We start from the raw sequence: 19,324 nt of genomic DNA on the forward strand, positions 1-19,324 counted from the left end.
CCGCAATCGAGGATGCACAACATGACCAGACTCAATGGCAAGACCGCCGTGATCACCGGCGGCGCTACCGGCATCGGCCGCGCGGCGGCGAAGCGGTTTATCGAGGAAGGCGCTTTCGTCTTCATCTTCGGCCGCCGGCAGCAGGCGCTGGACGCTGCAGTGGCAGAGTTGGGGCCCAATGCCCGAGCGGTAAAAGGATCGGTTTCCAATGAGGCCGATCTCGGCCGGCTCTACGCAGCGGTTAAAGCCGAACGCGGAACCCTCGACATCGTCTTCGCCAATGCCGGCGCTGGCAGCCCACTGCCGCTTGGCAAGATCACCGCCGAGCACATTGACGAAGCCTTTGATACCAACGTCAAGGGGACCATCTTCACGGTTCAGCAGGCACTGCCGCTGATGGGCCCAGGTAGTTCGATCATCCTCACCGGTTCGAGCGCCGACACCACCGGTGCCCCGGGATTCACCGCCTACAGCGCAAGCAAGGCAGCCGTGCGCAATCTTGCCCGGACCTGGGCTGAGGATTTGAAGGGCACGGGCATCCGCGTCAATGTGCTCTCCCCTGGCGCGACGGCGACCGAACTGGCCAAGCAAGCGTTGGGCGAAGAAGGTCAGAAAGCCTACGGTGCAATGACTCCGCTCCAGCGCATGGCCGAGCCGGCGGAAATTGGAGCCGTGGCTGCGTTTCTCGCGTCGTCGGACAGCAGCTTCATGACCGCCAGCGAAGTCGCCGTCGACGGCGGCCTGGCGCAACTTTAAACCGCTGCGCGCGACCTTCTTTCCATCATTCGTCGGGTGCGGTAAATCCGAAAGGAATAGTATGAGCTACGCAATTATCGGCTTTGGCAAAATCGGCCATGCCCTGGCAAAGGCGTTTGCCCGCAAAGGCATCGACGTAGCCGTGGCAGCCACTCGCAGGCCTGAAAACCTTGCAGCCGATGCGGCTGCTATCGGGCCGACGATCATTCCAAAAACGCTGACCGACGCCGTCAGCGCGGACATCATCTTTCTTGCTGTGCGTTTTGAGTCCCATCTGGATGTCGCGAAGGCGCTGCCAACCTGGAAGGGAAAGACCGTCATCGATGTGACGAATGCGTATGGCGTATCGCCTGAAGAACTGGGTGGCGAGCCATCGTCCAAGGCCGTCGCTCAGGCGTTTACGGGCGCAAGATTGGTCAAGGGGTTCAACCATTTGGGCTCAAATGTCCTTGAACAGGATCCGACCGTGCAGGGTGGCCGAAGAGTCGTCTTCTTAGCCAGCGACGATGACGCTGCGGCAGAGGAAATCGGTTCGCTTGCCGAAACCCTCGGCTTCGCACCGATCAAACTGGGAGGGCTTTCGGAAGGTGGACTGCTTGTGCAAGCGCGGGGCAATAGCTGGGGTCCATTGATCTTTAAGGATCTGGTCAAACCAAACTGAGCAATGGATTAGATCGCTGCCAGCGGCGAATACAATCACCCGCGGTTGACAAGTGATATGAGCGTCGCCACTGACTGCTGTCGGCCAGTTACTTTCCTTCGCTAACAAGCGTTTCGTCGATGTTGTCCGCACGATGGACATTTTTGAGAGGATGCCGGCCAGAGGCCAGCGAGCGGGTGACGCTTTGGGTCGAAAGACATCACTCCCGAGCGGCTGCTTCTGGCCGAAAGCGGTACGTTACGAAAGGTTTGGTCACGATCATTGGCAGCTTCGTCAACACGCGAGGAGCTTCAATGGTCAAGCCAACACCCGATCCCCCCAATGCAACCTGCCGTCCGCGTCCGGCGAACAGCCCCACCTTCCAGACCAGCGCCGCTTGACGCCACACCAACCCTGGCCTTGAATCCTGTCTACGCTGGATTCCTGGTCAGCGCGCCGCCCCCAACCAAGGTGCCTGGCGCTGTTTGCAGCCTGTAGGCCATGTGATTGTCGGGGTTTGTGAACGGTCGCCCGCTTGGCGGGTGAGAGGATCTTGCCATGGCTAATCTAGTGATCTGCTGCGACGGTACCTGGAATACCCCCGACCAACTCGACCAGGGCGTGCCGGCGCCCACCAATGTGGTGCGGCTGTTCAATGCCGTGGCGAGCAGCGACGCCAACAGCGTGCCACAGAACACCTATTACCACCCTGGCGTGGGTACCGACGGCACCTGGTGGGACAAGGCCGTGGGCGGCGGCACCGGTGCGGGGCTCGACAACAACATCATGAGCGCCTACCAGAAGCTCTGTTACTGCTACCAGCCGGGCGACGCCATTTACCTGTTCGGCTTCAGCCGCGGTGCCTATACGGTGCGCAGCCTGGCGGGGTTTATGGCGTGCTGCGGGCTGTTGCAACTGACCGGGCTGCAAACGGCCGATGTATGGGCACGCATCCAGACGCTGCTCACGTTTGGCTACCGGCGCAAAACTGAACACCGCGTGGACTGGGATTCACGCGGCTGGGCGTTTCACAACAAGGCTTTCGAGGCGATACCCATTCATTTTATCGGTGTGTGGGACACCGTGGGCGCACTGGGTATTCCAGACGACATGGCGTTGCTGAGCCTGCTCGACAACCGTGACCGCTACACCTTTCACGACACCACCCTGCACCCATCGGTCAAACAGGCGCGCCATGCATTGGCCATGGACGAGCGCCGCGCCTCCTTCCAACCCACGCTGTGGAGCGTCCCCGCACCGGCAGGTACGGACCTCAAGCAGGTCTGGTTTCCCGGGGTGCACTGCGACGTGGGTGGCGGCTACCGCGAATGCGGGCTGGCCAATGGTGCGTTGGTGTGGATGCTGGGCGAAGCCGGTCAGGCCGGATTGGTTTTTGACGCAAGCGTGATGCAGCAGATCAAGCCAGACATCTACGACACCCTGCACGACTCGTGCACCGGCGTGTTCAGCGTGCTGGCGACCCAGCCACGCAGCGTGCCTGACATGGCCACGCAGGCGGGTCAGTTCGACGGTTCGGCGCTGGCCCGGCAGAAAAATCCGCCCATCACCCAATCGCCGTACCGCAAGGCGCGCGTGCTGGTACCGCCGCCGCTGGTGCTGGATGTTTCCGCCTGCCTGGCGTGGAACGAAACCGGCGTGTGGCTCAACGGGGGCACCGCGTATACCTTCCGCGCCAGCGGTGAGTGGCTGGACGGCTCGGTAGTGTGCGACCCGGCCGGGCCCGTGAGTGGCCATTTTCAAGCGGGGGAATTGGCTTACCTGGCCGGTAATGCGCTGGGCACGCTGGACACCTGGTACGGCAAGCTGTTTCACAACAGCGATGCGAATTTCTACTTCACTCGCCGTCATGAAGACTACCCCTGGTTCAGCCTGGTGGGTGCCATTGCCAACAGCGACGGGGTCGATGCCAAAGGCGTCCTGCTCAAGCCCGAGGCCTTTCTGATCGGGCAGGGGGGCACGTATACGCCGAAGCGCTCGGGGTATCTGTATGTGTATGCCAATGATGCGTGGAATTGTTATAGGAATAACAAGGGGCATGTGGCGTTGACGATTCAGTGACCCACCACCACTTATCGCCTTTCACATCGCCAAACAGTTTCTATACTGACCCCGCTTGGAAGTCGCGTTGGTTCAAAGCAGCAAGCATGACAAGGAACCGAGGGTATATCGCTTTCGCGAGCCCCGAATAGGCGTTATGAGTATGTTGACTGCCTTGAGAAATACAGCGCTATTTTCGATACTGCTGTGCAACGGTGCCCTGGCGGCCGAAGCCGATCACCACGCACCGCTATTGACGTAAGAGGGCCAGAACCCTTGAAGCCCTGCACACCGAGAAAGGCTCGAGCCTGTCCAATCATGAGATTGTGGCCAACCCCGGTGGCCAGGATTTCACCCTGCATTTCGGCAATCCCGATACCTGTGGCAAGGACGCAAAAAAACTGCTGGTTGCGCCAACCGACCATTGGACGCTGGCCTTGCGCGTCTAAATGCCCGACACGTCGGTCCAGCACAACGAATACAAACTGCCAGAACCAACACCCATTCCCCATTGATTGGCTCGCATCACGGTAGCGGTCTTTGCGCCCACACAGCACCGGATTCATCGCCCCGGCGGGTCGCTGGCTTGCCAGCCCCCGCTGGGGCGGGCGAAGCGTCTGCGCCACATCGCGCAAGCGCCCTACTCGCCCGACCGCGCCGCCGCCATCTGGTCGTTGAAGTTCTTGAAGAACTCCGCGTAGCCGCCGTTTACTTCGGCATAACGCAACGGTTTCACGCGTTCCACCAGGATCTCCTCGGCGTCGGGCGAGTGTTGAAAGATCCCCATCACTTCGTCGATAAAGTCCTTCAGCGGCATGGCGTGGGGGTCGTTGGCCTGGCGTTCGCCCATCAGTTCGGTCTGCACATAGGGCGGTGCCAATTCGTGGACTTTCACCACGGTGTCCTTGAGCTGATAGCGCAGCGATTGACTGTAGGAGTGCACGGCGGCCTTGGTCGCGCAGTAGCTGGGCGTCAGCGCCAGCGGCACGAAGGCCAGGCCCGAGGACACGGTGACGATGGCAGCGTGGGGCTGTTTGAGAAAGTGCGGCAACAGCAGGCCGTCCAGGCGGATGGGGCCAACCAGGTTGGTGGCAACGGTGGCGTCGAGTTCGGTGGCGCCGGCGCGCAGGGATTCACCGCGCATGATGCCGGCGCTGTGAATGACGGCGTTGAGTGTCGGGTAGTCGACGATCAATTGCTCGGCCACCCGTTTCGAGGCGGCCGCGTCGCTGGTGTCGAGCACCACATAATTCAGGCCCGGGTTGGCGTCGGCCACTTCCTTGAGTACCGACTCCCGGCGCCCGGCAATGATCACTTCGTTGCCCAGCGCCAGGAACGCTTCGGCAAGCGCGCGGCCAATGCCGCTGCCCCCACCGGTGACCAATAGGGTATTACCTGTGATGTGCATAGCGTGTCTCCAATGGGGGTGGTGAACAAGGAGGCGCCCGGTGCCGGGCGACTTGATCTACCATAGGAGCAACAGGGGCGTTGGGGAAGTAGGCGCCCGAAAGTGCCGTACTTACCCGCAGGAAACCATGGCCCATGAACGATCCACTGCAAGCCGTCACCCGCGCCCCTCAATGGCCTTATGGCGCAGAGGCGCGTGACCCCGAACTGGATGAACTGGTGCGCGAGATCATCGGCCGCATTGCCGACAAATGGACGATGCTGGTGATCGAGGCCTTGGCCGAACACGGCTGCCTGCGCTTCACCCAACTGACCGCCAAGGTAGGCGGCGTCAGCCAGAAAATGTTGACCAAGACCGTGCGCCAGATGGAGGCCGACGGCTTACTGGTGCGAACCGTGTACCCGCAGGTGCCACCGAAGGTGGAATACCGCCTGACGGAGATGGGCATGAGCCTGGGGGAAGCGTTTTGTGGCGTGTGGTTGTGGGCTGAGCGGCATCGACAAAGCATCGAGGCCGCGCGGCAGGCTTACCAGGCACAGGCTGCGGCTAGCGGGGGCAGTGGCAACGCCGATGCCGCTGCGGCCCGCCTGTCTGGCACGCTACCGGTACATTCGCATTGACCTGGGCGTTTAAGACCGCTCGGTCCACCTCATTCGCAGGCCCGCTGTAGCGGCAGGGCGGCCACCCGTCGCCTGGCTGCGCAACGGTCCGCAGGGCCTTCGGCGGTGTCATGTCGATCGCGGGCCCGCTGTGCGCCCCTTCGCAGCCTGGCGGCAGCTCCAGGGGTGTTGAAGGCGCGGCGCCGGTGACGCGGCCCTTGGTGGCTGGTACGCGTGCAAAACACCTGACCTGATACATCACGTCATGATATAAAAACGGTGGTTTCTCTGACTTTGGTAGCTGCTCGTGATCCGAACCCTGCAAAACGCCCTGCAGCGCTGGCGCCCTGCCCCCTTGCACCTCAGCCCCCGTGAATGCCTGCGCGCCGCGGCGGGTGCGCTGTTCGGTATCGGCGTGACCGCCGCCCTGTGCACCTGGGCGCTTGGCCTGAGCGCCGACCTGCCGTTGCTGATCGCGCCCATGGGGGCGTCGGCCGTGCTGCTGTTCGCCGCGCCCGCAAGCCCCTTGGCCCAGCCGTGGGCACTACTGGGCGGCAACCTGGTGGCGTCACTGGTTGGCGTCACGTGCGCGATGTGGGTGGGTAACGAGATCATCGCTGCCGCCCTGGCCGTGTCGGTGGCCATTGGCCTGATGCTGGCCCTGCGTTGCCTGCACCCTCCGTCCGGTGCCGTGGCGTTGACCGCCGTGCTGGGCGGGCCTGCCATCCATGCCGCCGGTTATGGCTTCGTGCTTGACCCGGTGCTGCTCAATTCGGTTGTCCTGCTGGTGTGCGCTCTGGTGTTCCATGGCTTCAGCCGCCACCGCTATCCCCACGGGCCTGCACCCAGCCCGGTGGCGGCACGCGCCGTGTCGCCCGCCAGCCAGCACTTGCATGAAGCGTTACAGGCCGTGCTGGATGAGCGCGACGAGTTTATCGACGTGGAACCTGATGACCTGGAAGCCATTGTCAGCGCTACCCTGGCCCGGCTGAACAGCGAGGCTTGCCCATGACCGACGCCCTGGACAAGCGCGATTTTGAAACTCTGTCCGAGTTTCGTTACCAACTGCGACGCTTTCTGCGCTTTTCCGAGGAAGCGGCGCAGGCCCAGGGCGTGACCCCGCAGCAGTACCTGCTGATGTTGCACACCCAGGGCTTCGACGGCCGCGACTGGGCCACCGTGGGGGAACTGGCCGAGCGCCTGCAAATGGTACCCCACGGCGCCGTAGCCCTGGTCAAGCGCTGCGAGGCGCTGACCCTGGTGCAACGCCGGCGTGGCGACCAGGACCGCCGTGAGGTGCAGGTCAGCCTCACCGCCAAGGGTTTTGAGGTGCTGGAAAAACTGGCCTTTGTTCACCGCCAAGAACTCAAGTCCGCAGGCAGGCGCCTGCGCGTGCCCTTTCGCCCGTAGCGGCTGCCCAAGGCTGCGTCTTGCGATGGGGTGGGTCAGGCACAACCCGGCGCCTGTGACGCGGCCTTCGGCCGCTTGCAACGAGATGCGTATAAAACGCAATAATGCGTTACAACATAACATTTATCCCGGTATAGTCCTCCCCGCTCTACCCTCCCCGAAAACCGGCGAGGCGCCAACCAGAGCGCTCGCCTTGTCGCATTTAATGGAATGACACATGCCTCGATTCAATCCCCTCGCCCGCGCCGTCGGCCTGGCACTCTCCGTTTGCGCCGCCGTCATCAGCTTCGATGCCCACGCCGACGACCCCACCCCCACGTGGATGACCGGCAACTGGGGCGGCACCCGCACGGACCTGCTGAACAAGGGGATCGACATCCAGATGGCGTACATCGGCGAAGCCGCCGCCAACCTGCGCGGTGGCTACAACAACCACCACGCCACGCGCTACGCCGACCAGTTCAGCCTGGGCGCCACGATTGACCTGCAAAAGCTGTTGGGCTGGGACGATGCCCAGTTCATGATCCAGATGAACAACACCAACGGCAGCAGCCTCAATGACGACCGCATCAGCGACCCGCGCGCGGGCAGCCTGTCAGCCACCCAGGAAATTTCCGGGAACGGCAGCGTCACCCGCCTCAGCGAACTGTGGCTGAGCAAAGGCTTCTTCGATGACGCCCTGAACATCAAGGCAGGCCGTTTCGCCTTCGGCGATGACTTCGCCGTGGAAGACTGCCTGTTCCAGAACCTGGCGTTCTGCAGCTCGCAGCCGGGCAACTATGTAGACAGCATCACCGTCGGCCCGGTCAGCACGTGGGCTGCACGCGTGAAGTACAGGCTCAACGACGAGGTGTACGCGCAAGTGGGCGTGTTCGCCGTCAACGACTCCTACGGCGACAACCACAACGGCTTCAAGCTCAACGGCTCGGGCACCGCCGGCTCGATGATTCCGGTGGAACTGGTGTGGGCTCCCACGCTCGACAAGCTGCCCGGCGAATACCGCGTCGGTTACTACTACAGCACCGCCAACGCCGACGACCTGTACAAGGACGCCAACAACCAGGCCGCCGCGCTGAGCGGTGACGACTACCGCCGCGACCATAGCCGCCACGGCTGGTGGCTGACCGGCAAGCAGCAACTGACCACCGTGGACGGCGACGCCTCTCGCGGCCTGGTGCTGTACGGCAACATCAGCGCCTTCGACCGCAACACCACGCCGGTGGACAGCTTCCAGAAAGTGGCCCTGGTGTACAAAGGCCCCTTCGACGCCCGTCCCGCCGACACCCTGGGCCTGGGCATCGCCCGCCTGCACGCCAGTAACCAACTGCTGCGCAACGCCCGTGCCGCCAACGAAGCCAGCGGCTTGAGCTATGACGATGCCGACTTCGTGCCCGAGCAGCACACCGAATACGACATCGAGCTGAACTACGGCATCCAGGTCACCGACTGGCTGAACGTGCGGCCGAACCTGCAGTACGTAGCACACCCTGGCGGCGTGCGTGAAGTACAGAACGCCGTGGTGGCCGGCCTGCAGGTGCAATCCACGTTCTGAAGACGCCCCGCAGCCGCTGCCGCCAGGCCGCGAAGGCCGGCACAGCGGGCCCGCGATCCACATGACACTGGCGAAGGTCCTGCGGACCTTTTCGCAGCCTGGCGGCAGCTCCTGCGATGAACTCTGTAGCAGCGGTCGCGGGCCGCGTCACAACACCGCCTCCCGGACACTTAACAACGGCAAAATTTCACCTCATATCGGAATTTATCGATATAATTGAACGTTGCGTGGCATTCATCTCACGCCATCCCCGCGGCAGTGGCCGCGCTTCAGGATCACGTTCAATGCGACTACCTTTACTGCCCCTGCTGACCGCGCTGTGCCTGGCGGGTTGCGCTACCCCCAACGCCCCCTCCAAGACGTTTACCAGCACCAAGTCCCCTGAAGAAGTCGGTGCCTGCATCTACCCCAAATGGCAGGCGCTGCGCGTAGGTACGGATAAATCAGGCAGCCAGAAACACATGCGCCTGACCGTCAGCAGCAAGATGGCCGCCGACGAGATTCTCGACATCTACAAGACCCAGACCGGCAGCGAAGTGTCCTGGTACCAGCGCGAGCCGCTGACCTTTGGCCGTGGCGAACTGAACAGAGCCGTGCGCGAATGCCTGTAGGCGACGTCGCAAACGCGCCCGCTTCTTGCAAATTGGGCAAGGGCTTGACCGCTGGTTGAGCCCTGGCCGTTGATTGCCCACTGACTGCCCACCTGCTACCAGCGATGCACCATCGCGAACGTGGCAACGCGCCAGAATAGCGCGCCCGTCGCGCCTTCCTCGTCACGCCTGGCTGCCCTGCCCACACTCCCCTTCGTACGCAAACCCGCAGCATTCAGGCTGCTGGCGTGCCCTTGCACAAAACGCATGGCCTGAACCAATAAACCATTCCCACTCCTGTGCCCGCTGCCCGACTCTTGGTGCTCCCCGGTATTGCCCAAGGAGCTGTCGATGAACAAAGGTTACGTTACCGCCGCGTCCCTGGCCGTGCTGACACAAGGCCTGTCCTTGTGCTCGGCCGCCCAGGCGGATGGCTTTCCCGGTATCGCCATGATTGCTCCTGGCTTTGGCTACTACGCCATCGACACCGGCTTCGACAGCAAACTCAAGGCCTACGGCACCGTTGACGCGTTCGCCAGCTACCACGACTCCGGCCACTCCAGCGGCACCCAACTGGGCGGCGGTGGCGCCTGGACCAACAAACTGGGCGTGTATGCCCGCACCCCGGTGGCCAAGGACACCGTGCTGGAAATGGACGTGGAGGAAGGCTTCAACGTCAACGGCAATACCGTGGGGCAAAACTGGAGCAGCATCGGCACCCTGCGCCTGGCCGTGGCGGCGTTGCGCTCCAAGGACTACGGCAAGCTGGAAATCGGCAAGACCTACGGCATGGCCACGCCCACCTTCGCCGACCCGTTCCTGGCCAGCTACGGCTCGCCCTACACTTACCTGGCGGTGCCGGCTGCGGGCAAGGGTGCCTACTACCTGGACCTGCGCCCCAAGCACACGGTGGCCTACACCACGCCCACCTTCCATGGCTGGAACGTTGGCACCGCCGCCAGTTTCGGCCTGGACGACCACGCCAGCGAAGGCCGCACCCTGCGCGGTGGCGGCGCCAAGGTGCAGTACACCGACAAACAATTGATTCTGCTGGCCTCCTTTAACCGCTACCTCAGCGACCCGTGGGAAGACGGCGGCCAGCTCAAGCAGACGGCCAACTATTACAAGAGCCTGTCCGCCTTCTACGACTTCGGCCCGTTCTCCAGCAGCCTGACCTGGCAACGCCAGGACGTGGACGAACCTGGCAGCCCCAGCACCACGGTGGTCACCGCAGGTTTCATCCTGCCCCTGGGCAAGCGAGACCTGACCCGCCTGGTGCTGGTCAAGCGCACGGTGGCGTTCGGCGCCAAGGACGCCTACGGTGCCATGATCGGCTACGACCACTTCTTCACCCCGCGCCTGGCCACCTACGTGCACCTGGGCATGATCAGTAACCAGCGCAACGCCTCAGTCACCTACGAAGGCACACCCGTGGAACAGGCCGGCGATGACCCGCAGAACCTGACGGTGGGAGTCTATTACCACTTCTAACCCTGTAGGCCACGCGGCTTGCGCCGCTGCTACGGTCAGGTCATGTTGTAGCAGCACCTGTCTCAATTGTGGGAGAGGTAGCAAGCGGCACAGGGAACCTGCACAAAACCACGCAGTCATTTATCATCCGGGAGCCATTGCCAGCGTCAGGGAGCAGTACGGATGAGGATCGAGCCGTTCAACATTGCCATCAGCGACGAGGCGCTGGACGACCTGCGTCTGCGCCTGGGCGCCACGCGCTGGGCCGCCGGCGTGGAAGGCAACGGCTGGAGCGAGGGTACCGACAGCGCCACCCTGCACCGGCTGGTGGACTATTGGCGCGATGATTTCGATTGGCGCGCCCAGGAAGCCCGGCTTAACCGCCTGCCGCAGTTCATGGCGCACATGCCTGGCCAGCGTATCCATTTCCTCCACCAGCGCGGTCAAGGCCCGGCGCCGCTGCCCCTGGTGCTGACCCACGGCTGGCCCGGGTCTTTCGTGGAAATGGAAGCGATTCTACCGTTGCTGGCCGACCCCGCCAGCCATGGTGGCGACGCCGCCGATGCCTTTCACGTGGTGGTGCCCTCGCTGCCCGGTTACGGCTTCTCGCCCGCCCCCACGGCCAAGGGCACCGGCCCGTTCGAGATCGCCGGCCTGTGGGCGCAACTGATGACCGCCTTGGGCTACGACACGTTCGCCGCCCAGGGCGGCGACTGGGGGGCCAGTGTGTCCACCTGGCTGGCGTACCGCTACCCGGTGCGGGTCAAGGGCCTGCACCTGAACTTTTTACCCGGCTCCTACCGCCCGCCCCTGGGCGCCGGGCAACCCGCGCTGGACGCCGACGAGCAGCGCTTCCTCGACCAGGCCAGCGCCTGGGCGCAAATGCACGGGGCCTATGGGCAAATCCAGGGCACCCGCCCCCAGACCCTGGCCGTGGGCCTCAACGACTCACCCGCAGGCCTTGCCGCCTGGATTCTGGAAAAGTTTCAAGCCTGGAGCGACTGCCAGGGCGATGTGGAGCGCGCGTTCGGCCTCGATGCGCTGCTGACCAATATCGCCCTGTACTGGTTTACCGGCGGCATAGGCGCCACCTTCCGGCTGTACCTGGAAAGCCGCCGTCGGCCCCTGCAATTCAGCCCCGGCCAGCGCGTGCTGCCGCCCCTGGGCGTGGCCCAGTTCCCGGCGGAACTGCCCATGCCGCCGCGCCAATGGGTAGAGCGCTGCTACAACGTGCAACGCTGGACCCACATGCCCCGCGGCGGTCACTTTGCCGCCATGGAATGCCCCTACGCCCTGGCCGAAGACATCCGCGCATTCTTCCGCCCCTTGCGCTGAACCGCCTGGCGGCAGCGGCTACATCGGGTTCATTGGTTTGCTCAAGGTCAGGGCACCAACAGCGCTTCGTGAATCTCCACGCTCGGCACTTCGCACTGGTGCCGTTGCACCTGCAGCCAGACGCGCATCTTGTGTACATCGAAAATCTGCCCCTGCTCCATCAGGGTCAGCACCAGTTCATGGGACATGCGATAGCGCCCGCAGTCGGGGCAATGACGTTCTTCCCAAGCACCTTCGCACTGCATGTCTTCCGCGCTCCCAGCGCATATCAAGCAGCTCATGGGCGGCCTCCTTATTGTTGTTTTTCTTCACTTTAGCGTTGAGCACTTGCAAATTGTGTGACAGCTGCGCAAGTAAACTCACTCCTTCGCCCCCGCAACCGTAAATCAGCCGAACAATCTTTGTCCAGCCACGGAACTGCGGGCGCACAAACGCATCAATGTCACAATAAGTTGGCATCCTTAATGCTTGAGTCATTCATATGACGAATTTGTGACAGCGCCAATGCCCGTTTTAGAGCATGGCGTTGCAGTACAGTGGGAACCTGCACCATGAAAGAGCGCGCCACCCTCATCTGCCGCCGTGAAGACCAACTGCTCTACGTGCGCAAAGCCAACGCCCGCTGGAACCTGCCCGGCGGCAAAGTCGAAAAGAACGAAAGCCCGGCGGTGGCCGCCGCGCGCGAGTTGTTTGAGGAAACCGGCCTGCAGACCACCGCCCTGGTATTTATTGGCGCCTACGAAAGCGACGATACCCTGCACCACCTGTTCGAAGCGCAGTTGGCGGAAAACGCCCAGCCGCATCCACAGAACGAAATTGCCGAGTGCCTGTGGCAGAATCGCCAGCAAACCCGTGAGCTGCGCCTGACACCCAACGCTCGCGCCATTGTGAAGATTCTGCGAGCGGCCTGAACCATGCCCACTGTGCTCAGCTACGACGATACCCACCACCGCGAAGCGGTCATCGCCTTGTGGCGCGACGTGTTCGACTACCCTACCGCGCACAACCAACCGTCCCTGGCCCTGGAGCGAAAACTGGCGGTGGACCAACTGCTGTTCGTGGCCATGGACGGCGACACGCTCACCGGCACCACCATGGCCGGTTACGACGGCCACCGTGGCTGGCTGTATTCGGTGGCGGTGCACCCCCACTGGCAGAAGCACGGCATCGGCGCCGCCCTGGTGCGCCATGCCGAAGCGGCGTTGACGGCGCTGGGGTGCCTGAAGATCAACCTGCAGATCACGGCGGGCAATGACGCCGTGGTGGGGTTCTACCAACGCCTGGGTTACGTGGTTGAGCCACGCATCAGCATGGGCAAGGTGATCAGCACCAACATCCCTGGCAATTATCGCCCCTGACGCAACCTCCGGACGCTGCTACCACCCCTGGGCATCGGCACAACCCGGAACGCGCGCCGGGGATACGGGCTCACCTGTACCCCATCATTCTGAACGGATCTGTACATACCCAACCCACCTCCCCGAGGCCTAAAATCACCCCAGCAAAACATGACGCAGCATCACAAGGACATTCGTACATGCGGTTAAAAGACATCCTGCTGGCACTGAGTGTGGTAGTAGCCTGGGGCATCAATTTCGTGGTGATCAAGGTGGGCCTGCATGGCATGCCGCCCTTCCTGCTGGCGGGGCTTCGGTTTGCCCTGGTGGCCTTTCCGGCCGTGTGCTTCATCAAGCCACCCGCCATTGCGCTGAAATGGTTGGTGGCCTATGGCATGACCATCAGCTTTGGTCAGTTCGCCTTTCTGTTCCTGGCCATCAAGTTGGGCATGCCGGCCGGCATTGCCTCCCTAGTGCTGCAAGCCCAGGCGTTCTTCACAATGATGTTCGCAGGGGTGTTCCTGGCGGAAAAACTCAAGTGGCACCACTTGGCCGGCATGCTGATCGCGTGCTTCGGCATGCTGCTGCTCGCCCGGGCTGCCAGCCCCGCCCAAGGCGGCAACGCCCTGCCCCTGGTACCGTTGTTGCTGACATTGGGTGCGGCGCTGTCGTGGGGGTTGGGCAACATCACCAACAAAGTGATCGCGCAGAAACACTCGGCGCCGATGCTGTCCCTGGTGGTGTGGAGCGCGCTGATACCGGTTGGGCCGTTTTTCTTCTGTGCGTGGCTGATTGACGGCCCAACGGTCATCCAGCAAAGCCTTGCGAACATTTCAACGCAAACGGTGTTATCGCTGATCTATCTTTCGTTTCTCGCCAGCTTGTTTGGCTATGCCATTTGGGGCAACCTGCTCAAGCGCTATGAGACGTGGCGCATCGCTCCCTTGTCGCTGTTGGTGCCGGTGGTGGGCTTGATCAGCGCCAACCTACTGTTGGGCGAAACGCTCTCAGGGGCGCAGGTGGCCAGTGCCATGGTGATTATCGCCGGCTTGCTGGTGAACATGTTTGGCGGGTTCATTCCCAGGTTGTTTGCCGCACGAGCCTGAGCCTGGTGAACGGTGAACGCAGGGCTTGGGTCTACACTGACGCTGTCTTTCAACAGAAAGGGCCAGGCAGAACGCGTGAGATATTCGACTCTGATCCCTGCGTTGCTTTGCATCGGCCTGAACGCCTGGAGCTGGGCCGCCAGGGCCGATGACTATCAGGTGGTGACTGAAGAGTGGCCACCTTACAACTACGTGGAGAATAATCAGCTCACGGGCATGACCACCGACATTGTCAGGGCAATCATGGCGCTGACCGGCGACAGTTTCGCGATGAGGCTATTGCCCAGCATGCGCACCACCCGTGCCCTGGACACTCACCGCAAGACCATCTCCTACTCGATGTTCCGCACCGCCGAACGCGAATCGCTGTACAAATGGGTAGGGCCCATCGCCGAAGAATCCATCTACCCCTATCAGTTGGCCAGCGCATCGCAACCGGTAAACTCCCGCGAGCAATTACTGCAGGCCCCGCAGATCACCACACGACAGGCCGGCCTGATTCCCCGGGTGTTGCACGCCCAGGGCTTCACTAACCTGGACCAGAGCGCCACCGGCGACCAGCAGCTCTACCGCATGCTACTGGCCAGCCGCACCAGCCTTATCATCGGCGACACGGCCAGGGGCGTGGCTTACTACAGCCGTCAGTTGCACATACCGGCGGGCACCTTGCGCCAGGTACCGATAGAAGTGTACCGCGCCTCGCTGTACATCGCCTTCAGCCGCGATTCGGATGACAAGGTAGTGGCCGCCTGGTCCAGCGCCCTGGAGCAACTGCGCCATTCAGGCGAGTTGCAGCGCATCCAGCAGAAGTACGACCCGCCCCCGGCCCCCTGAGCGGACGTATTGGTGCGTCCCTCAAGCTGATATCATCCACGCCGTGAGAATACCGAGTGGAACACCATGAACCGCCGCAAGAAGATCAAACAGCTTTTACAAGCCCATGCGAAAAAGGCCAGCGCCAAACTGGCACCGCAGAACAAGCCCAAGTACATCAGCAAGGCTGACCGGTTGAAGCTGGCCGAGCAGGCTGGCGTGGATGCAAGCACGTCGACTGAAGGCTGAGCCGGTAGCCGCTGCCGCCAGGCCGCGTGGGCCCGAGTGGCCCTTGAAGGCCGTCAGTGAAGCCTGTCCAGGGTAGCCTTCGGGAGCGGCTACCGCCTTATTGAACCCCCGCCACAAACCCTGCAATCACTCTCCCTAGCTCATCCGGCGCCTCCAGCGGTGACAGATGCCCGACGCCTGGCAGCACATGCACCACTGCGCGCGGGATGCGCGGCAGCAGTTCGGCCTGCAAGGTGGCCAGGCGGTCTACCTGGTCGTGCTCACCGCTGATGACGAGGGTTGGCACGCTGATCAATGCGGCTTGCTCGGTCAGGTCTTCGGCCATGGCCTGGTTGGGCCACGCGGCCTTGGCCTGTGGCGCGGCCCTGAGGCTGTCGGCGATGACCTGCTCGCGATGGGCGGCGCTCAATGGCCTGTGGGTGAGCACGTGATCAATCACGAATGCCACCGACTCACGGGATTGGTAGGCGCCGGTCAAGGTAGCCCGCTGTTCGGCGGACAACATCATCGGTGACGGCGGCGATGGCGCGACCAGCACCAGCCCTCGCAGCCCGCGGGGCCGGCGCGAGGCGATCAGTTGCGCGACCTTGCCGCCCATGGAGTGGCCCACCAGCACGTAACGTTCCAGTGCCAACGCCGCGATGACGCCTTCGGCATCGGCGGCAAGGTCGGCGATGCCATAGCCGTGGGCCGGGGCATCGGAGTCGCCCCAGCCGCGATGGTCGGTGGCGACGATGCGATAGCGCTCGGCCAAGGGCCGCGCGACCTCGTCCCAGGTGCGCGCCGAGCCGCCGTAGTAGTGCAGGAAGACCAGCGCCAGTTCGCCGCGGCCTTGCTGTTGGACGTGGATACGCGTGCCGTTTGTCTCGATGTGCATTGAGGTTCTCCAGGGGGCCTGCAAGGGCTATATGCGGGGGTTCAGCGCAGGACTTCAATCAATTGGCGCTTGGAGCAGCCACACGGGGCGGGCTGCAAGGCAAACCGGCGCCCGGGTTTCAAGCCGGCCAGGTGGTGCGCATGCCGACGAACTTCATCGGCTGACAGCGGCCCGCCATGGCCCATGTGAAAACGTTGCAGGCCGGCGTCGACCATGCCCAGCAACTGCCCACTGACCGCTTGCGGGTCGTCTTCGAAGGGTGGCCGCGTGGCATGTTTCAAGCGCATCACCCCGCCCAGCAGAATGCCAGATGCGATCAGGTCGCCTACCAGCGCATCGCCATTGCTCAGCTCCACGGAGATGGAACCGGCCGTATGGCCCGGGGTGTGCCGCGCCACACCCTCGATGCCATAGGCGTCCAGCGGTACCTTGGCGTCATCGTGCAACAGAATGTCGGGGGTGAACGCCTGATAAGGCTCGCCGGGCACGCCGGAGCGCAGGAACAGCGGCCCCCACCACTGGGTCACGCAGTAGGTCATTTCCTTGCGGCACTCGTAGTAGTCCAGGTCACCGGCGTGGGCCAGGATGGGCGCGCCAGAGAGCTCACGCAGACGCGCGGCCGAACCGGCGTGATCGGTGTGCGCATGGGTGACGACAATCAGCTTGATGTCGCGAAAGCTGCGCCCGTGTTGCTTGAGCACGCGCTCGATCCTGGCGTGCGAGCCGGGGATGCCGGTGTCCACCAGCACACAGCCATCGCAGCCAATGATCAGGTGACAATGGACCATGCCGAACGGCAGGATCGGAACAGGGATGATGAGCGGTGAGTTCACGGCGTGGCCCCTTGGGGTGGTGGCTGGGGACGCATCGCGCCCGGTTGATGGCACCATTATGACGACGACAATGGCTGCACAAGCCTGTCAATATCGACTATAAAATAGTCAAATTAGCCAAATCCTTCGATTTTTGGAAACCGCGATGAACACTGTGCGTATTGCCGTGCTGGCCTATAGCGGTTGCATGCCCACTCAGCTGTTCGGCATTGCTGATGTGCTGCGCATCGCCGCTGACATCGACCGATCCCTGGGCGCCAGGCGCGGTGTCACCCTAGACGTGGAACTGGTTGCGCTGTCGGGACGCGCAGTCACCGTTGCGGGGGGCGTTGCATTGCGGCCCAAACGGCCCGTAGGCACCTACGACCTGCTGATAGTGCCCGGCCTGGAAACTCAGCGGCACCCAGACTGGGCGCAGGCGCTGGCGCCGCTGTCGGCGGAGTGCCAGTTCATCCAAAACAGTTTTGCGCGCGGCACCACGGTGGCGGCCGTGTGCATCGGGGCGTTCCTGCTGGGCGAGGCCGGGTTGCTGGATGGCCGCAAAGTCACCACCGCATGGCTGTTTTCTGCCGACCTGGCAACGCGCTACCCCGCTGCAAAGCTGGAAGCCGACGCCATCCTGATGCAGGACGGCGCGGTCATCACCACGGCGGCCGTAAGCTCCGCCTTCGACCTGGCCATTCACCTGGTCAAGCTGTACCTGGGCGCCGAAGTCGCCACGGCAACGGCAGCCGTGACCTTGCTGCCGGCGCCCAGGGCCAGTCAGTCGCCTTATGTGGACACGGCGATGCTGGACACGCCACGCCCCACCTTTGCGCATAACCTGATGCAGTGGTTCGAACAACGCCTGACGGACGAATTTGACTTGGAACAGGTGGCCCGGGCGTTTCACGTCAGCAGTCGAACATTGATGCGCCGGGCGAAAGCGGAAACCGGCAAATCGCCTCTGGCGCTGTTGCAGGAAGCTCGGGTAGAGCATGCCAAACGCCTGTTGCGAGACGGCGACTGGCCGATCATTCGGGTGGTGGAAGCCGTCGGGTATGCCGACGTCGTCAGCTTCACCCGACTGTTTGCCCGCCTGGTGGGCGAAACCCCCGCCAAGTATCGGCAACGCCAACCCTTTGTAGCTTCCGAAGGCTGCGTCTTGCGGCACCGTGTGTCAGGCACTGCGCGGCGCCTATGACGCGGCTTGCGGCGCTGCTACAACTTTGTGGAATATCGTGGTCGCGCACAGCCCGCCTTCGGGCCATAACGCATACCCGGGAATCTGCCCCGTCACCTGCCAGCCCAACCGCTGGTACAAGCGCTCGGCATCGCCGCCGGTGGCGGTGTCCAGCACCAGCACGCTCTTGCCCTCCTCGATTGCCACCGCTTCAGCGGCTGTCATCAAGGCCTGCCCTACCCCCAGCCGGCGGCCACGGCGGTGCACCAGCAACTTGGCGATGTCGGCACGGTGCGGTTGGTTTTCGGGCTGCGCCAGCACCACCTGCACCGTGCCCAACAGCACCCCGTGTTCATCCTGGGCGACCAGCAGCGCGCACTCGCCTGCCGCGACGCTGGCGCGCACGCCGTGCCAGAAACGGTCAGCCCGCGCGCGCGGCAACGGCAGCATGAAGCTCACCGAGGCCCCGCCCTCCACACAGTCGATGAGAATATCGGCCAGTTGTGCGCAGGTGGCGTCGTCCAGTTGTTCAATTCGTTTGATGTGCATGGCGGCTGTCCTCACAGGCGGCGGTCTGTGACGATAACCACCGCATAACGTGCCGGCTGGTCGTAGGGGTTATGAAAACGCGTGGGTTTGTCCAACTGGAACGCCAGGCAGTCGCTCGTCTCCAGCGTGTAAGGGTGCTCACCCACATGAATGTCCATCCGGCCACTCAGCATCCACACTTGCTGATCGACGCGCACCTCCCGTGTGGACGTTTCATAGGCCACCTGGGCCCCGGCCGGAAACTGCACCTCCACCACCTGAATGGGTGACAACGCACCACTGGGCGACACGTTCCGGCGGATGTACCCCGATTGCGGGTCGCGCCATTGCAGTTGGTCGGCGGCGCGCAGCAAGTGGCCGGCCTCTTCTGCAGGTGCCTCGAACAGCGCAGACAGAGGCACGCCCAGGCCGGTCGCCAGCTTCTCCAGCACCACGGCGGTGGGGCTGCTTTGGCCGCGCTCGATCAGGGAAATCATTGAGCGGCTGACGTCGCACCTTTGCGCCAGGGCCTCCAGGGATAACTGCAGTGATTTACGCAGCGTACTGACGCGAGCGGCGATGCGAGTGTTGATGTCCATGG

22 protein-coding genes are annotated in these 19,324 nt (G+C 63.1%); 16 read left to right on the top strand and 6 right to left on the bottom strand.

Features of this window, described 5'->3' with window-relative positions; translation table 11 throughout:
* Positions 1-21: 21 nt before the first annotated feature.
* The 3 genes from PMM47T1_RS08655 to PMM47T1_RS08665 all read left to right on the top strand — a co-directional run bounded on the left by PMM47T1_RS08655 (position 22) and on the right by PMM47T1_RS08665 (position 3,475).
* A complete protein-coding gene (locus PMM47T1_RS08655; protein ID WP_008367709.1) occupies positions 22-756 on the top strand; it encodes an SDR family NAD(P)-dependent oxidoreductase in 735 nt (244 codons plus the stop codon).
* 61 nt (positions 757-817) lie between these two features.
* Complete coding sequence (locus PMM47T1_RS08660) at positions 818-1,417, top strand: NADPH-dependent F420 reductase (RefSeq protein ID WP_008367717.1); 600 nt, start codon at positions 818-820, stop codon at positions 1,415-1,417.
* A 537-nt stretch (positions 1,418-1,954) separates the two neighbouring features.
* Positions 1,955-3,475, top strand: coding sequence for a DUF2235 domain-containing protein (locus tag PMM47T1_RS08665; protein WP_008367718.1), 1,521 nt, complete (start codon positions 1,955-1,957; stop codon positions 3,473-3,475).
* Between the two features lie 619 nt (positions 3,476-4,094).
* Here PMM47T1_RS08665 and PMM47T1_RS08670 read toward each other — a convergent pair.
* Positions 4,095-4,862 carry an SDR family oxidoreductase gene (locus tag PMM47T1_RS08670; protein ID WP_008367719.1) on the bottom strand — a complete coding sequence of 256 codons (768 nt, stop codon included), beginning with the start codon at positions 4,860-4,862 and terminating at the stop codon, positions 4,095-4,097.
* A gap of 134 nt (positions 4,863-4,996) precedes the next feature.
* Between PMM47T1_RS08670 and PMM47T1_RS08675 the strand changes: the two genes are divergently transcribed.
* The 7 genes from PMM47T1_RS08675 (at position 4,997) to PMM47T1_RS08705 (ending at position 11,818) form a co-directional block, all read left to right on the top strand.
* A complete protein-coding gene (locus PMM47T1_RS08675; RefSeq protein ID WP_008367720.1) occupies positions 4,997-5,482 on the top strand; it encodes a winged helix-turn-helix transcriptional regulator in 486 nt (161 codons plus the stop codon).
* Between the two features lie 286 nt (positions 5,483-5,768).
* On the top strand, positions 5,769-6,473 hold the full coding sequence (locus PMM47T1_RS08680) for an HPP family protein (RefSeq protein WP_008367721.1): 705 nt from the start codon (positions 5,769-5,771) through the stop codon (positions 6,471-6,473).
* Positions 6,470-6,871, top strand: a complete 402-nt coding sequence (locus tag PMM47T1_RS08685) for a MarR family winged helix-turn-helix transcriptional regulator (protein WP_008367722.1) — start codon at positions 6,470-6,472, stop codon at positions 6,869-6,871. Before PMM47T1_RS08680 ends, PMM47T1_RS08685 begins: the two co-directional genes overlap by 4 nt.
* A gap of 217 nt (positions 6,872-7,088) precedes the next feature.
* A complete protein-coding gene (locus tag PMM47T1_RS08690; RefSeq protein WP_008367723.1) occupies positions 7,089-8,423 on the top strand; it encodes a carbohydrate porin in 1,335 nt (444 codons plus the stop codon).
* A 284-nt stretch (positions 8,424-8,707) separates the two neighbouring features.
* The gene (locus PMM47T1_RS08695; RefSeq protein WP_008367724.1) at positions 8,708-9,034 is read left to right on the top strand and encodes a hypothetical protein; all 327 of its coding nucleotides are present in this window, start codon (positions 8,708-8,710) and stop codon (positions 9,032-9,034) included.
* Positions 9,035-9,364: 330 nt separating this feature from the next.
* Positions 9,365-10,504, top strand: a complete 1,140-nt coding sequence (locus PMM47T1_RS08700; RefSeq protein WP_008367727.1) for a porin — start codon at positions 9,365-9,367, stop codon at positions 10,502-10,504.
* Positions 10,505-10,666: 162 nt separating this feature from the next.
* A complete protein-coding gene (locus PMM47T1_RS08705; protein WP_008367728.1) occupies positions 10,667-11,818 on the top strand; it encodes an epoxide hydrolase family protein in 1,152 nt (383 codons plus the stop codon).
* 47 nt (positions 11,819-11,865) lie between these two features.
* Here the strand turns inward: PMM47T1_RS08705 and PMM47T1_RS08710 are convergent, their stop codons facing one another.
* Positions 11,866-12,099: a hypothetical protein gene (locus PMM47T1_RS08710; RefSeq protein WP_008367729.1), complete on the bottom strand. Its 234-nt coding sequence runs from the start codon at positions 12,097-12,099 to the stop codon at positions 11,866-11,868.
* Between the two features lie 270 nt (positions 12,100-12,369).
* Here PMM47T1_RS08710 and PMM47T1_RS08715 point away from each other — a divergent pair, with 270 nt between their 5' ends.
* From PMM47T1_RS08715 to PMM47T1_RS28980, 5 genes are all read left to right on the top strand, one after another.
* Positions 12,370-12,729, top strand: a complete 360-nt coding sequence (locus PMM47T1_RS08715) for an NUDIX hydrolase (RefSeq protein ID WP_008367730.1) — start codon at positions 12,370-12,372, stop codon at positions 12,727-12,729.
* Between the two features lie 3 nt (positions 12,730-12,732).
* Positions 12,733-13,176: a GNAT family acetyltransferase gene (locus PMM47T1_RS08720; protein ID WP_008367731.1), complete on the top strand. Its 444-nt coding sequence runs from the start codon at positions 12,733-12,735 to the stop codon at positions 13,174-13,176.
* 179 nt (positions 13,177-13,355) lie between these two features.
* Positions 13,356-14,261 carry an O-acetylserine/cysteine exporter gene (locus tag PMM47T1_RS08725; RefSeq protein ID WP_008367732.1) on the top strand — a complete coding sequence of 302 codons (906 nt, stop codon included), beginning with the start codon at positions 13,356-13,358 and terminating at the stop codon, positions 14,259-14,261.
* 75 nt (positions 14,262-14,336) lie between these two features.
* The gene (locus tag PMM47T1_RS08730; protein WP_043300854.1) at positions 14,337-15,095 is read left to right on the top strand and encodes a substrate-binding periplasmic protein; all 759 of its coding nucleotides are present in this window, start codon (positions 14,337-14,339) and stop codon (positions 15,093-15,095) included.
* 66 nt (positions 15,096-15,161) lie between these two features.
* Entirely contained in the window at positions 15,162-15,323 is a 162-nt protein-coding gene (locus PMM47T1_RS28980; protein ID WP_008367735.1) for a DUF2986 domain-containing protein, read from the top strand.
* 97 nt (positions 15,324-15,420) lie between these two features.
* On the opposite strand, the gene PMM47T1_RS08735 is transcribed toward PMM47T1_RS28980, so the two are convergent.
* Positions 15,421-16,200: an alpha/beta fold hydrolase gene (locus PMM47T1_RS08735; RefSeq protein ID WP_008367737.1), complete on the bottom strand. Its 780-nt coding sequence runs from the start codon at positions 16,198-16,200 to the stop codon at positions 15,421-15,423.
* Positions 16,201-16,241: 41 nt separating this feature from the next.
* Positions 16,242-17,033: an MBL fold metallo-hydrolase gene (locus PMM47T1_RS08740; protein ID WP_008367738.1), complete on the bottom strand. Its 792-nt coding sequence runs from the start codon at positions 17,031-17,033 to the stop codon at positions 16,242-16,244.
* A 145-nt stretch (positions 17,034-17,178) separates the two neighbouring features.
* Here PMM47T1_RS08740 and PMM47T1_RS08745 point away from each other — a divergent pair, with 145 nt between their 5' ends.
* The gene (locus PMM47T1_RS08745; RefSeq protein WP_008367739.1) at positions 17,179-18,216 is read left to right on the top strand and encodes a GlxA family transcriptional regulator; all 1,038 of its coding nucleotides are present in this window, start codon (positions 17,179-17,181) and stop codon (positions 18,214-18,216) included.
* On the opposite strand, the gene PMM47T1_RS08750 is transcribed toward PMM47T1_RS08745, so the two are convergent.
* Complete coding sequence (locus tag PMM47T1_RS08750) at positions 18,211-18,744, bottom strand: GNAT family N-acetyltransferase (protein WP_008367740.1); 534 nt, start codon at positions 18,742-18,744, stop codon at positions 18,211-18,213. The two genes, PMM47T1_RS08745 and PMM47T1_RS08750, sit on opposite strands and share 6 nt — an antisense overlap.
* A gap of 11 nt (positions 18,745-18,755) precedes the next feature.
* A complete protein-coding gene (locus tag PMM47T1_RS08755) occupies positions 18,756-19,322 on the bottom strand; it encodes a helix-turn-helix domain-containing protein (protein WP_043300855.1) in 567 nt (188 codons plus the stop codon).
* Positions 19,323-19,324 lie beyond the last annotated feature (2 nt).

Source organism: Pseudomonas sp. M47T1, from assembly GCF_000263855.1.
In the GTDB taxonomy this organism is placed as follows: domain Bacteria; phylum Pseudomonadota; class Gammaproteobacteria; order Pseudomonadales; family Pseudomonadaceae; genus Aquipseudomonas.